General features: G+C 52.6%; 15 protein-coding genes. 12 read left to right on the forward strand and 3 right to left on the reverse strand.

The window, feature by feature from the left end; translation table 11 throughout:
- Positions 1-236: 236 nt before the first annotated feature.
- Genes ACJ8IL_RS18980 through ACJ8IL_RS18990 form a run of 3 tightly spaced genes read right to left on the reverse strand, consistent with a single transcriptional unit; the run spans position 237 to position 2,146 of the window.
- Positions 237-1,097 carry a hypothetical protein gene (locus ACJ8IL_RS18980; RefSeq protein WP_238476092.1) on the reverse strand — a complete coding sequence of 287 codons (861 nt, stop codon included), beginning with the start codon at positions 1,095-1,097 and terminating at the stop codon, positions 237-239.
- A 36-nt stretch (positions 1,098-1,133) separates the two neighbouring features.
- The gene (locus ACJ8IL_RS18985) at positions 1,134-1,616 is read right to left on the reverse strand and encodes an Hcp family type VI secretion system effector (protein WP_025304261.1); all 483 of its coding nucleotides are present in this window, start codon (positions 1,614-1,616) and stop codon (positions 1,134-1,136) included.
- Positions 1,617-1,663: 47 nt separating this feature from the next.
- The gene (locus tag ACJ8IL_RS18990) at positions 1,664-2,146 is read right to left on the reverse strand and encodes an Hcp family type VI secretion system effector (protein WP_025304260.1); all 483 of its coding nucleotides are present in this window, start codon (positions 2,144-2,146) and stop codon (positions 1,664-1,666) included.
- An 848-nt stretch (positions 2,147-2,994) separates the two neighbouring features.
- Between ACJ8IL_RS18990 and ACJ8IL_RS18995 the strand changes: the two genes are divergently transcribed.
- The 12 genes from ACJ8IL_RS18995 (at position 2,995) to ACJ8IL_RS19050 (ending at position 12,472) form a co-directional block, all read left to right on the forward strand.
- Positions 2,995-3,912 (forward strand): ParA family protein, encoded by a 918-nt coding sequence (locus tag ACJ8IL_RS18995; RefSeq protein WP_442516734.1) that lies wholly within the window; start codon positions 2,995-2,997, stop codon positions 3,910-3,912.
- A complete protein-coding gene (locus ACJ8IL_RS19000) occupies positions 3,909-4,574 on the forward strand; it encodes a hypothetical protein (RefSeq protein WP_442516735.1) in 666 nt (221 codons plus the stop codon). The genes ACJ8IL_RS18995 and ACJ8IL_RS19000 overlap by 4 nt, the downstream gene beginning before the upstream one ends.
- Positions 4,567-5,916 (forward strand): SPI-7-type island replicative DNA helicase, encoded by a 1,350-nt coding sequence (dnaB-PI, locus tag ACJ8IL_RS19005; RefSeq protein WP_442516736.1) that lies wholly within the window; start codon positions 4,567-4,569, stop codon positions 5,914-5,916. Before ACJ8IL_RS19000 ends, dnaB-PI begins: the two co-directional genes overlap by 8 nt.
- A 2-nt stretch (positions 5,917-5,918) precedes the next feature.
- Entirely contained in the window at positions 5,919-7,655 is a 1,737-nt protein-coding gene (locus tag ACJ8IL_RS19010; RefSeq protein ID WP_442516737.1) for a ParB family protein, read from the forward strand.
- The gene (locus ACJ8IL_RS19015) at positions 7,655-8,377 is read left to right on the forward strand and encodes a DUF2786 domain-containing protein (RefSeq protein ID WP_442516738.1); all 723 of its coding nucleotides are present in this window, start codon (positions 7,655-7,657) and stop codon (positions 8,375-8,377) included. Before ACJ8IL_RS19010 ends, ACJ8IL_RS19015 begins: the two co-directional genes overlap by 1 nt.
- Positions 8,374-8,592 (forward strand): hypothetical protein, encoded by a 219-nt coding sequence (locus ACJ8IL_RS19020; protein WP_187048390.1) that lies wholly within the window; start codon positions 8,374-8,376, stop codon positions 8,590-8,592. The genes ACJ8IL_RS19015 and ACJ8IL_RS19020 overlap by 4 nt, the downstream gene beginning before the upstream one ends.
- A complete protein-coding gene (locus ACJ8IL_RS19025; RefSeq protein WP_442516739.1) occupies positions 8,589-9,218 on the forward strand; it encodes a DUF2857 domain-containing protein in 630 nt (209 codons plus the stop codon). Before ACJ8IL_RS19020 ends, ACJ8IL_RS19025 begins: the two co-directional genes overlap by 4 nt.
- Positions 9,215-9,478 carry a ParE family toxin-like protein gene (locus ACJ8IL_RS19030; protein WP_043143926.1) on the forward strand — a complete coding sequence of 88 codons (264 nt, stop codon included), beginning with the start codon at positions 9,215-9,217 and terminating at the stop codon, positions 9,476-9,478. Before ACJ8IL_RS19025 ends, ACJ8IL_RS19030 begins: the two co-directional genes overlap by 4 nt.
- Positions 9,479-9,591: 113 nt before the next feature.
- Entirely contained in the window at positions 9,592-10,866 is a 1,275-nt protein-coding gene (locus tag ACJ8IL_RS19035; protein ID WP_442516740.1) for an STY4528 family pathogenicity island replication protein, read from the forward strand.
- 7 nt (positions 10,867-10,873) lie between these two features.
- On the forward strand, positions 10,874-11,140 hold the full coding sequence (locus ACJ8IL_RS19040) for a hypothetical protein (protein WP_442516741.1): 267 nt from the start codon (positions 10,874-10,876) through the stop codon (positions 11,138-11,140).
- Between the two features lie 19 nt (positions 11,141-11,159).
- The gene (locus ACJ8IL_RS19045; protein ID WP_197784807.1) at positions 11,160-11,903 is read left to right on the forward strand and encodes a PFL_4669 family integrating conjugative element protein; all 744 of its coding nucleotides are present in this window, start codon (positions 11,160-11,162) and stop codon (positions 11,901-11,903) included.
- On the forward strand, positions 11,900-12,472 hold the full coding sequence (locus ACJ8IL_RS19050) for a hypothetical protein (protein WP_197784808.1): 573 nt from the start codon (positions 11,900-11,902) through the stop codon (positions 12,470-12,472). The genes ACJ8IL_RS19045 and ACJ8IL_RS19050 overlap by 4 nt, the downstream gene beginning before the upstream one ends.
- Positions 12,473-12,482 lie beyond the last annotated feature (10 nt).

Here is a 12,482-nt window from a genome sequence, read left to right on the forward strand (position 1 = left end):
CGTTTAATTAATGCCGGGCAAAGGCTGGCCGGAGAGGACGCTTGCTCGAGGCGAGTGTGAAAAACCTGGCCACGCTGGCGCAACGGTTGAATCCGATCCGGCAATCTGCCTTGTCATCATCATTGACCATTCTTACCGACAATAAAAATCTTTTGGTCAGCTCGAGGCATTTTTGCCCCCCTGGACTGAATGGCTACCGTTGCGCCACAAGCGTGAAGACCTGCCAGGTTGATCAATCACGGGAGCTTCAAATTGCTGAGATAGTCATACTGGGCTTTCGAAATGTCCAGTTCCCCATCGCTGAAAAAAACTTTTATAAACATATCGCCCTGGCCGACGATATCTACACGCTCGTAGGTTCCCGTTACAAAACGGCGCACGATGGCCTGAATGGTCTCGGCATAGTTAGCAGGAACTGCATTATTATCCGTGACTTTTTGTTCAAATGTAATAGGGTACTCTGCTTGAGGATCGGGGCTGTATTGTGCGCGTTTGGCTGTGCTTTCAAACTTGAAATCATTAAAGGCATTGTGGGTAGAGTTAAACATATCGGCAAGGTTTTTGATATGCGCCGCCATCTGATTCACGACCATGGTTTTATTGGTCACGAAGCGTTTACCCAAATAAGTGCCTGTCACTACAGCGAGCTGGGCGGCATTTCGGCCTAAAATGCTGCCAACGCCAGAACCGGCTCCCGTCCATAATCCCGCGATCAAAACCAGACCGGCCCCGCCTACGGTACTCGATGCGATATTCTCAAAATGCTGAACACGGGCTCCCATTTGCCATGAGGTTCCGGGAAAAGAGACATTAATTCGGTTATCCAGGTGATTAATTCTTCCGCCTGGTCGTTGTCCTGACTCAATAGTATTGGCTGTCAACCGGCGGTTGTTTTCATCTTTGAGTTCACCCAGCGTAAACGCGATCTGGCCGGTCTCCGTTTTTGTTAATCGAAAGACTTCTTCTGGTGACAGAGACCTGACGAGGATCAGCGCCTCATTTAAAATCTCGCGGGTCAAAAAGTTGGCTGACACCCGATTATTCGATTCGTGTTGCGATGTCAGAGCTAGAATTTCATGTGACTTAGGAAATGCCATAACGCCCCCGTCATTACGATATGCACCGTAATATGATTAGCTTTCTTTATTTTGCTTAATATCCCAGCCCATCTGCACCGAAGCCCCTTTATTACCTTGCTTCGCTTGCTCCCAGTATTCCATCGACACTTTACCGGCCTGAAAAGAGTACTCAATGCCTAGCGTGGAACCGTGCTCGACACCGATGAAGTCGGTATGAGTCACCAATACATCTTCCAGGGTAATGCGGGTATATTCCACTTCCTGCCCACCGGCTTTGCAAAGAGACAACTGCACCTTGGCGAGATGTTTACCGGCCGAGCAGTATTTCAATAAGGCAGGTGTCGCTTTATCTATCAGAGCCTGTACGGTCAGATCGCGAAAGTTCACTTTACCCGCACCGCCGCCGCCGCCAACGGCCATATTGCCAGGCTGTCGCGCGCCCCAGTTAAAGGAAAAGACATCGATCCATTGCTTGTGATTCGCATTTTTCGATTCACCATTAATGCCTTCAACTTTTAAAAACATATCCATTGCCATGATTTTATCACCCGATCATTAACGTATTGTTAGGTGCCAGAATGCGCTTAGCTCTCTTTATTCTGCTTGATATCCCAACCAGATTTGCTTTCCGCGCCTTTAGTGCCGCTGCTGCCTTGTTCCCAGTAACTCATGGTGACTTTTGACGCCTGGAAGGCGTAATCAACCACGATCGCATCATTTTGGCCTACACCGTTAAAATCGGTTTGCGTCACCAGAACGTCTTCGAGAACGATTTTGGAATACTCCACCTGGTTGCCGCCCGCTTTGCATACGGAAAGCTCGATTTTCGCGACATGTTTTCCACTGGAACAATATTTGAGAATAGCGGGCGTAGATTTGTCGATAAGGGCTTGAATACGGAGGTCTTGATAATTCACTTTTCCGGAGCCACCCCCGCCGCCAACAGCCATATTTCCTGGCTGTGAAGCGCCCCAGTTAAACGAAAGTACGTCGGTCCATCCTTTATGATTGCTGTCTTGGGACTCGCCCGTCATTCCTTCAACTTTCATATACATATCAATGGCCATTGTCGCCGGATCCTCCATTATTTCGTGTTGGCAGCGGAATAGGTTAAAAATGCCTTATCAATGGGTAAAATTCAGCATAGCCCTATATGAATGAATTGACAGTAATGTCGTTTTTATTCGGAATGTTCCTAGTTTTTGTGCAATATATTATTATTTAACAATGGGATGCGGTTATATGTTCGTAACTGTCTCCCATCACCGTTCGACAATAAAACACTCAATAAACACGGAATATGAACGCGTTCGTTTGATGTTCGGGTAGTTGGGGATTGGGGGCGCTCTTTCGAGAGAGTCCACCTGTAATGCGAAGTTACACCCCATCGGATGAAGCGATGGGGAATCCGTACCCCAGAAAGCGAAAAACCGCCATAGGCGGGTTCTTCTGAATAGGGCGACCGGACTCGGACAACCGGCGCTGGCGCCGTGTTGAACAGCGCTTCGGCGCTGGCCCGCAGGGTGAGGCCTTAAGACCGAATAATCGAACGTAGTTCGATGGAGAGTCCGTACTCCAGAAAGCGAAAAACCCGCCATAGGCGGGTTCTTCTGAATAGGGCGACCGGACTCGGACAACCGGCGCTGGCGCCGTGTTGAACAGCGCTTCAGCGCTGGCCCGCAGGGTGAGGTCTTCAGACCGAATAATCGAACGCAGTTCGATGGAGAGTCCGTATCCCAGAAAGCGAAAAACCCGCCATAGGCGGGTTATTCTGAATATGGTGCCCGGACTCGGAATCGAACCAAGGACACGGGGATTTTCAATCCTCTCTTCGCTAGCAAGTTGAATTATCGCAGTGTGAAATTAGTTTCTGCATCGAATTTGTACTCATCGAATACTTTATTCGAGTGTACACATGGAAAATATCGTCACAAAAGCCACTACTGCTTCTGTCAGTACTAAGCCTCGCGTTATCCCTATGGTCTCAACCAAAGGGGGCGAAGGTAAATCCACTCAAAGCGCCAACCTTGCCGGCTTCCTTGCCGATGCAGGTAAAAAAACTCTCCTCATCGATGGTGACCACTCCCAACCCACCGCAAGCAGCATTTTCTCCCTGGAATATGAAGCCCCCAACGGTTTGTATGAACTGTTGATGAAGACAGTCGATCTCAATCATCCCGAAGAAATCATCTCCCGTTCTGTTATCCCAAATTTAGACATCGTCGTTTCCAACGATCCCCACGACCGTTTATCCTCTGCCATGTTGCATGCCCCTGATGGTCGTATGCGGCTGAAGAATGTTCTGCAGCACCCTTTGTTCAACGAGTACGACGTCATCATCATTGACTCCAAAGGTGCGGCGTCTGTGATGCTCGAACTGATTCTGGTTGCCAGTACGGAGTTCGCTGTCGGTGTTATCAAGCCTATACTGCCGGATACGCGTGAGTTTCTGCGTGGCACATTGGGGTTGATGGAAGGATTATTGCCGCTGACCAGCTACGGTATTGCGTTACCGCGTATCCGTATTCTGACGAACTGCATGGAGTACACTAATCTGGATTGGCAGACTCTGGACAGTCTGCGCGGCATTATCGCAAACGGGCAGTATCTGCGTGCAGATACCTTCGACGTCTCCCTTCTCGACACCATCATTCCCAAGCTTGAAATTTACAAAATGGGGCATGCTTCCGGCCAACCTGTTCATCGTCTTGAAAGAACCACCACACGTACATCAACGCTCGCTGCTGCGGACACTATGTATGAGCTGGCCTGCGAGTTGTTCCCTCACTGGGTTGCCGACTTCGACGTTCTGCGTCTGGAGGCAAATCAATGAATATTGAACAGCTAGTGACCTTTCTTAATGAACAGCGCGAGTTAGCCGCACCTGCACCCTGGAAGGTTCTTGAACTCTATAGCGATGGCGTCACTGTCGTGGATGTCAACGGCTTCGAGCATGTGGAAATCCCTAATGTCGCGATTGTTCCAGACTGGGAAAAACTTGGGCTTGAGCACTGGTCGGATAACGGTGGGAGCCGTGATGTGAGTCTTGATGAGCAACGGGCTAATGGTTATCTGGCCGCTGCAGCACCACAGCTACTGGCTTACGTCAATGTGCTTAACCGTAATTTGGAAACCACGGAGAATGCGCTGCGCCGCATGCTGAAAATGCATGCGTTGATGATGGCAAAAACCAATCATGCTGCCAGCTTCTATGATGCCGAATGTCTTCACGAAATGGCCGAGGCTCCGTATGAGGCCGCCGCGGTACTTGAGTACATCTGTGGCGCCGATGCCGAGAATACGCACCTAAAAGAGGCAACTTGCGTAGGGTGCGGTTGTACAGATGGCCATGCTTGCCTGGATAAAAACAGCAAACCATGCAGTTGGCTCAAGGTCAATCGTGAAACTGGGCTGGGTGTCTGTTCTTGCTGCCCGACTTTTCTTGGGCACCCGTTAACAACTGACGGTGAAGGATCGGAGGTGCGCCATGGTTGATATGCATATTCCTTATTCTTCGGATGCCGAACAGGCCGTTCTCGGCGGATTGATGCTGGATAACGAGCGTTGGGATGACATTCTGCCATTAGTTGGAGATCGTGATTTTTATCTGGCGGTACATCGTCGCATTTTCCAGGCGATGGCTCGTCTGATGGCTGTTCAGCAGCCGATTGATCTGATTACGCTCCATGAGTCACTGGAACAAAACGGTGAGCTCGAGCAGGTCGGCGGTTTTGCCTATCTGGCTGAGTTGTCTAAAAACACACCGAGCGCAGCCAATATTGTCGCCTATGCCGGGATTGTCGCTGAACGCAGTCGACTGCGTAGCCTGTTGCAGCTCGGGCGTGAATTGAGCGCTGATGCTGCCAATCCTCGTGCAGATTCTGCCGCCCTGACCGAAAGGGCAGAACAGCAATTGTTCCAGCTCTCGGAACAAACACAGTCACAGCAGAATGTCAGCCTGACCGATGGGCTGAATGCTGTCGTGACCTATCTGGAAACGGTGAATGGCGGTAATAGTATCACCGGCACCCCGACCGGCTTCTCTGAGCTCGATGTGATGACGTGTGGTTTGCAACCGGGGGATTTGGTTTTGGTTGCGGCACGGCCATCGATGGGTAAAACCGCCTTTGCGTTGAGCGTCTACACCGGCGCACTTCGAGGCACGGAGAAACCTGCATTCTTCTTTAGCCTGGAAATGCCGCGCGAGCAGTTGCTGCAACGCCTGATTGCTGTTGACGGGCGGGTTGAACTTTCAAGGCTGCGCAGCGGCCAATTGGATGATGAAGACTGGGCGCGTATTTCCAAAGCGATGGAACGGTTGTTGCCATTGGAAAACCGCCTGATTATTGACGATGAATCGTATTTGACCCCCGCACTGCTGCGTTCCAGGGCACGGCGCTATACCCGGTTGTATGGTAATCCGGGTTTAATCATGGTCGATTACCTGCAACTGATGCGTTGCCCTGGACAGGAAAATCGCACCCAGGAAATTTCAGAAATTTCCCGCAGTCTGAAAGCGCTGGCCAAAGAACTTGATTGTCCCGTTGTGGCGCTATCTCAGCTGAACCGTCAGTTGGAAAGCCGTGCTGACAAACGTCCCTTTAATGGTGACCTGCGAGACTCTGGTGCGCTGGAGCAGGATGCCGATGTGATCGCCTTCATCTACCGGGATGAGGTCTATTACGCTGACTCTGATGATGCCGGCACGGCAGAAATTATCATTGGTAAGCAGCGTCAGGGGGCAACGGGCACCGTTCGCGTCAAGTTTGAAGGGCAATTCACCGCGTTCAGTGACTTCCACGATGGTCAGTATGACCAATACTCGGGGAGGGCGTAACCATGGCGCGTACTAAACCCAAGATCCTCGATCTGAACAGTGCTTTGCTCCAGCAGGGCAAGACTGCAGCAGGCACGCAACCTTTAGCCCCTGTGCTGGCGGAAACCCCCGTCAGTGAAATGCCGTTGGTATTGACCCTGGATGAAGTGAACCCGAATCCGGATAACCCACGAACCTCGCGTAATCCGAGATATGAGGAAATTAAGTCATCAATTCTAGCTCGAGGTCTCGATACGGTACCGAAGGTGACTCGTGATCCGGAACGTCCAGAGCTGGGTTATTTTTTCAGTGATGGAGGCAATACGCGTTATGCCATTCTTTCCGAGCTCTGGCAGGAAACGGGAGAAGAACGGTTTTATCGCTTCTCTTGTGTATTCAAGCCCTGGCCAGGACGATTATCCTGCGTGATTGGTCATCTTGCCGAGAATGAGGTGCGTGGTGATCTGAGCTTCATTGAAAAAGCGTTTGGCATTCGACAGGCCCGGGCTTTATATGAAGCGGAGTTGGGGAAAGCCGTCTCACTGCGTGAACTCTCGACACTTCTTACCGCACAAGGTTACCCCGTCCATAATTCCAGTATCAGTAGGATGGAGGATGCGGTGCAGTACCTGTATCCCTATATGCCTCACTTATTGGAGACAGGCCTGGGGCGTCCACAAATTCTGCAGTTGCTGGCTATGCGATCTCATGCTGAAACCACCTGGCAGAAGCACTGTATTACCCAAGAACCAAAGCAGCCATTTGATACCGTTTTCGGTGATGTATGCAGCCATTTTGATTCGCCCGAGGACTATTCGCTGGATATGTTCCGTGATGAGTTGATTGGTGCGCTCATCAACGCGTTGCCACACCCGTTGCTCAATTATGACCGCTGGTTACTGGAGCTCGATCCCAAAGAGCAAAACCGGCGCAAGCACCTCGGTGAGCCTGAGCCGGCATTAACGCCTGAGCTGTCAGGCGAAGGCAATACTGTCGAACTGGCGCCAGCACTGCAGCAGGGAAATATCGGCGGACCGACGATACCTGAAGTACAGGGAGAAAGCTCTTCTTTGGTGCTGGACAGCGCGTTGCATGAATCAACAGGGGATGCCGATGATAAATCACAGAACGCTCAGGAAGAGGAAACGCCTGCAACTCAAACTGAACGCCGTGTTGAAACTCAGCCAGATTTATACGGTGCGCCTTCTGTGTTGTTGGGTGACGTTGAAACGGTTTTAGGCGGTGAGCATACCACCGTCAATGAAGCCCCTCTGCCAGGCGCTCATGAGTCGACCGCCCCTCACAACAATACCGAAACACAGCCTGCAGCCCCTGTTGCAGAGGTGCCCTTCGCTGAGGTAGGACTTGAGCCTGTCTCCTCCATCTGGGCTATTTCTGCCCTGCAGGACGATATCGAACACTTGCAGGTGATCACCTTCCGGTTGGCATTCGAACTGGCCGAAGTGGCGGGCTGCGAGGCTGAAATCAAAGCCGACAAAGCCGACTTGCAGGCTGCCGGCTACGCATTGACTGCCGAACGTCCCTCTCGCTTCACCGCGTTACTCCTGACCCTTGCCGGCAACAACCCGGACGGCGCCTCATCCAGCTCGCTCAATGAAGCCCTCATCGGGTCGGAAAATGCTGCTGACTGGCCGTTGCTTGACGATATTCATGCCGTGAAATTGATGCGCCTTATTCGCGTCTTACGCCGTCTGCGTGAACTGCAGCGTGACTTATCTGCAACAGAGGAGACAGCCTGATGAGCCATTCACAACGACAGGTGCGCCTGGTGAAACTGGTGCGCAAACTGCTTGAGCTGGCCCGCAGCAACAGTAATTCGCATGAGGCTGGACTGGCGTTAGCCCGGGCGCAAAAACTGATGGAGAAATACGGTATCAGCGAGCTGGACGCCAGCCTGTCATCTATTCAGACGGCACCGAGCCAGGGAGCACCTTCCGAAGCGAAACAAAAACTGCCTGAATGGATGTCCGGCCTGGCGTGGGTGATTGCCCGTGCCTTTGGATGCCGTTTGTATTTTTCCTGGCGGGATACCGCGTCTGGCCCGCGCCGCAACGTGACGTTCTACGGTTTTAGTGAGCGGCCGGCCGTTGCGGCTTATGCGTTCGATGTGCTGAGCCGGCAGTTGAAAGAGGCTACTGCAGACTACCTGAAAACCCAGAATAAGCGCCTGAAAATGAGCACGCGGCGTGCCCGGGCTGAGCAGTTTCGTGCCGGCTGGGTTGCCGGCGTCCGGAGAGTCATCACGACGTTTACCGTGACAGAACAGGAATGCGAGCTGATGGGGGCCTGGCTGGAAAGCCAAAAGATGGGGGAGCTGCAAACGCGCGCCCCGAAAACCTGCCGCGGTGATGATATTGCCCGTTTACGTGGATTCGAAGCCGGCCAGAACGCCCGTTTACACCAGGGTGTTCAGGGGGCTGTGACCACTGGCATTGGTTATCAGGGAGGACGCAATTCATGAACCCTTATTTATACCTTCTCACAATGCAGGCCTTCGCTTTTTGGTTCCTGCTTCTCGGTATGGGCAACGTTCCTGATCCCAGAACGTGGTTTAAGGACAAGGGCAAAAACTTCATTTCAGCGTTGCCATTCCTGTTCGTTTCCATGGTGTTGCTGGCATGCTTGTTTGCTGTTTTTTCGAGATATTTTTCAGAAATCGGGGGGGCTTCACTATGAGTAATAGCTTGTCTCAGGCGACGAACAGCCTGCTCACTCAGCTCGTAATGGAACTTAAATCAGGCTATATCCGCCGCTGTGAATCTCTGGGGCTGACCACGGAGGAGATGCAACTGCTGCACGGTTTGACCATTGAAGATCTGCATTACCTCATGAACAGCTCGGTATCGGTGCTGACCTTCCAAATCCATCACGAGAATTTTTCTCTGATGCTGCAACATGCGCGCCGTGAGCAGCAACGTATGCAGCGGATTGATCGTGCACTGGCGTTGGGAGGCTCTATCGAAATGATGCAGCACTATTTTGGCCTCTCGACCGTTGAAGTTGCAGCCCGCCGACGCATGACCGGTATCAACATTCGCCAGGGTCGCTGTGCAGCGCTCAGCGACGACGAGAACGCGGCATTGTGGCGCCAGTGGCAAAAAGCCGACATCGATGACGCCTCCAGTGCCGATGGACTGGACGTCATGATGCTGGCCGCCGAACAGATGGATGTTTCTCTGACGGCTGTCTGGAATGCCGTTCGCAGCTTTGGTGCCCCTCAGACGGCGGCCGCCAAAAAAGCCATTCAGGCCGTGCGTACGCCGCGCGCTACGCCGGGAGGAAATACAAGGAGGCTGGCATGAAGCCTGTGATGTTAATGCCGGGTTTGCAGGTTCCCCGTTCGGCGCCGCCATCCTGCCAGAGAAAGGCGAAGGAGCAGGTCAGGCGTTTCCGCCGCGGGGAACGTAACTACAAGCACCTTCATGTCAAAGGCAAGCACGCCCCCGGGCGTGCCTGGATGAAGATTGATATCGGTACCAGCTGGCGACTGCTCAGCCGAAACAGTGGTGATGACTGGGAGCTGTTGACCCATGAACGCTACAACAACGAACTGTGGAAGTGATGACATTCACCCTGTACCTGGTATCGGGTACAGGCCTGAGTGCCGTTAGGCCAACAACCGCTTGATGCCTTCGCCCTGTGGGTGGGAGCAGCGTAAAAGGATGCGTAAAATCGATGAGCATAAACAAAACACCTGATGACAGCCTGATCACCTTTACGCTCGAACAAATGGATGCCCGCCTGGCGGAGCGAATAGGCGCGGAAAAGCACGCGGGGAATCCCGATGTCACGAATCTGCGCAGCGGTCTCCTGTACATGGGCAATGTGCATGACTCCATCCCCCGCCGGTTGCTCCTGGACACCCGTCTGTCACCGCTGGATAAAACTGCGTGGATTATGATCCGCCTGTACGCGCAACAGAATCAGGGCGCCGTGTTCCCGACCTATGACGAGCTGCAGCTGCAGCTTGCCTCGCCCTTCAATGGTAAGGCGTCTCGCGAGACCGTCAGCCGCGTGCTGCTGATGTTACGCCTGACCGGCTGGCTCAGTTTGTGCCGGCGTGTGCGTGACGGCCAGGGGCGGGTGCGGGGGAATATCTATGCCCAACACGATGAACCACTCTCGGCCCGTGATGCGGAGACATTGGATCCGACCTGGCTGGATACGGTCGCCATGGGCTGCGCGCATAAAAACCGCACCGTCAGCCAGACGGCCTGGTCGGTACTGTCGGATATTCAGCATGATCCGACAATGCGTCATCAGCATTCCCAGATGGCGGCGATTGCTGAAAGGCTGGGGTCGCCACAAACCCCGCAACAGATGGCCGTCAGAGTGTCTCAACGACAGGAAAATACCCCCAGTTCGGACGCCGAACTCAGTAAAAAATCCCGGGATTCGGATACCGAACTAAGTCAAATTAAACCGGGTTCGGATACCGAACTCAGTGTAAAACAGGGAGGCAAAACACCGGGTTCGCTTTCCGAACTCATGCTGAAATCAGTTACTTACGGTGCATCAACGAAACCGAACTGTAACGTACGTTCTTTCACACAGAGTGTGAATAAAACAACGTACGTACCTGAGTTGCCGGCCGAACTGCAGAACATCATCGCGACGGATGATCAGCGCCAGATTGGTGTCCAGCTTAAGGCATTGCCTGCAGAAGTTTCCCGTCAGGTGCTGGAGAGTCTTGAGCAGGCAATGGCCAAAGGCAGCCTGAATAATCCCACTGGCTGGCTACTGGCGGTCATCAAGCGCGCCCGAAACGGTGAGCTGTATGCGAGTGCAAAATCCCCAGAACCTGCCGGGCCTGTACCGCGACGCCAAATACCTTGCTCTGCAGCGCCAGCAAAAGCAACAGGTCCGGTCCGTCAACACCTGGCGTCGCGGGAACATGTAAGCGGTGTTGTGGCCAAATTGCGTCAGCAAATGATGCGGGCAAAAAAATGAGTCGTGAGTGCAGATAATCAAGTTATTTAAAAATACACCAGTGCTGCCACTGGCAGCACTGATTAAAAAACGCGCACTGCTGCCACTGGCAGCACTGATTAAAAAGTATGCACTGCTGCTACTGGCAGCACTGGTTAAAAAGCATGCGCCGTTGCCACTGGCAGCAATGGATAGAAGTGAACGGGATAGCCTTTTGAGTTTTTGTTCGTCATGCAAAAAGAGTTTTGGATTGTTGCCGGGACAAGCTGGCGCAACTATTTCAAGCCACACATAAGTTAAACAGGATGCTTAAAATGGTTGATTCATCAAGCAATAAAGAAAACAAACCCTCTTCAACTCGTGCAGGAGCGCTCAAATCGACGTTAACCGTCCAGTTGCATACACAATATGCAATATTGTTATGGGAGGGACGGCAGCGTGAGAAAGAGTCAAATAAACCACAAATAGTCAGCATGCCTCAGGTCATCGCCCGAGCAGGGAAAATTAATGCTGATTCAAACGCTGACAACCCTTATGCCGATGGCGCGATGCTGTCGTTGGAGCAGGCTATTGAACGTGGCACCGCGCGATTGCAGCGCGCAGTCGCAGAACTTGATAACGTCTTATCCAGCTTGCCGGGTCAGGTCTCGATGTCAGAAGTCTCATCAGTATCACCGCTGAATATCGGTGTATTTAGTCGTACTCCGCTCGGGTATCGTTGTGTCTGGTTACTCGTTGGCTTTGATCAGCTTGCGATGAAAGCATTTCAGGCATGGCACTATGGGTTGATCTCTCGTCAAAAGCGGGATGACTTGCTGAGCCAGGGGGGGCATTGGGTACGGCAGGTTTATGGGGTTGTGCAGCAGTACCGATCTGTAGCTGTAACGCGTGATGATATTCGCCTTCAAACTCCGGTTGGTATGGAGGCGGTCAAGCGTCTGGGGGAACCTGACGCAGACATTATGTCTGGCACATCGCGTTCCGCTTTTTCGCCCCCACTCAATAAAACTTCTGTGCCAACATCGCCCACCTCTTCAAAAAAAGGAGCTAAATCATGAGTATGAATCGACAGGTAAAGTCTTTTTTGATGCCAGGTGTACTCTGCACCGCGTTATTGTTAACGGGGTGCGCAGGCACCGAATTGGGTGAATGGAACAAAAAAATCAGTGACGCTGCCCATTCCCTGGCAACCGGTGGCAGCGGCGGCGCCAGCGAGGGCGGCATGCCTTGGATGACCCGGGCCGGTATTTCCGGGCCCCGGCAGGATGTGCATCATACTTATAGCCTCCCGGTGGACGTTGATACCGCGGCGGCGCGCCTGAAAAGTCATTATCAGTTCATCTCCTCCGAGGAACTTGAGAGTCTGCGCCAGCGTGATCAGCACGGCGACTGGAGCGCGAGCTCCATTGATGAAGCACGCCCGGTCTGGTCAGCAAATCGGGGAAGTTATTACAAGATGGGGCAGGAATGGAAAGGCAATGATCGCCTTGAGCTCGAAGTGGTCAAGTCCGGTGCCGGCAGCCGTCTGAAAGTGACATACAGCTCACCGGATGCGTCGCACCTGACCGACGCTTACCTTGGGAGACTGATGATGCAGCTGCAGCAGGTTGCCAAAGGTCAGGGCTGAGGGAGGTTAT

The sequence above is a fragment of the Serratia sp. CY47444 genome, assembly GCF_052168635.1.
GTDB classification, from domain to species: Bacteria; Pseudomonadota; Gammaproteobacteria; order Enterobacterales; family Enterobacteriaceae; genus Serratia; species Serratia bockelmannii.

Excerpts from the sequence above, each read along its gene's own strand:
- ACJ8IL_RS19010 (WP_442516737.1), top strand. The coding sequence starts at position 5,919 with ATGGCGCGTACTAAACCCAAGATCCTCGATCTGAACAGTGCTTTGCTC.
- ACJ8IL_RS19020 (WP_187048390.1), top strand. The coding sequence starts at position 8,374 with ATGAACCCTTATTTATACCTTCTCACAATGCAGGCCTTCGCTTTTTGG.
- ACJ8IL_RS19050 (WP_197784808.1), top strand. The coding sequence starts at position 11,900 with ATGAGTATGAATCGACAGGTAAAGTCTTTTTTGATGCCAGGTGTACTC.
- ACJ8IL_RS19025 (WP_442516739.1), top strand. The coding sequence starts at position 8,589 with ATGAGTAATAGCTTGTCTCAGGCGACGAACAGCCTGCTCACTCAGCTC.
- dnaB-PI (WP_442516736.1), top strand. The coding sequence starts at position 4,567 with ATGGTTGATATGCATATTCCTTATTCTTCGGATGCCGAACAGGCCGTT.
- ACJ8IL_RS19000 (WP_442516735.1), top strand. The coding sequence starts at position 3,909 with ATGAATATTGAACAGCTAGTGACCTTTCTTAATGAACAGCGCGAGTTA.
- ACJ8IL_RS19015 (WP_442516738.1), top strand. The coding sequence starts at position 7,655 with ATGAGCCATTCACAACGACAGGTGCGCCTGGTGAAACTGGTGCGCAAA.
- ACJ8IL_RS18985 (WP_025304261.1), bottom strand. The coding sequence starts at position 1,616 with ATGGCAATGGATATGTTTTTAAAAGTTGAAGGCATTAATGGTGAATCG.
- ACJ8IL_RS19035 (WP_442516740.1), top strand. The coding sequence starts at position 9,592 with ATGAGCATAAACAAAACACCTGATGACAGCCTGATCACCTTTACGCTC.
- ACJ8IL_RS19045 (WP_197784807.1), top strand. The coding sequence starts at position 11,160 with ATGGTTGATTCATCAAGCAATAAAGAAAACAAACCCTCTTCAACTCGT.
- ACJ8IL_RS19030 (WP_043143926.1), top strand. The coding sequence starts at position 9,215 with ATGAAGCCTGTGATGTTAATGCCGGGTTTGCAGGTTCCCCGTTCGGCG.
- ACJ8IL_RS18980 (WP_238476092.1), bottom strand. The coding sequence starts at position 1,097 with ATGGCATTTCCTAAGTCACATGAAATTCTAGCTCTGACATCGCAACAC.
- ACJ8IL_RS18990 (WP_025304260.1), bottom strand. The coding sequence starts at position 2,146 with ATGGCCATTGATATGTATATGAAAGTTGAAGGAATGACGGGCGAGTCC.
- ACJ8IL_RS18995 (WP_442516734.1), top strand. The coding sequence starts at position 2,995 with ATGGAAAATATCGTCACAAAAGCCACTACTGCTTCTGTCAGTACTAAG.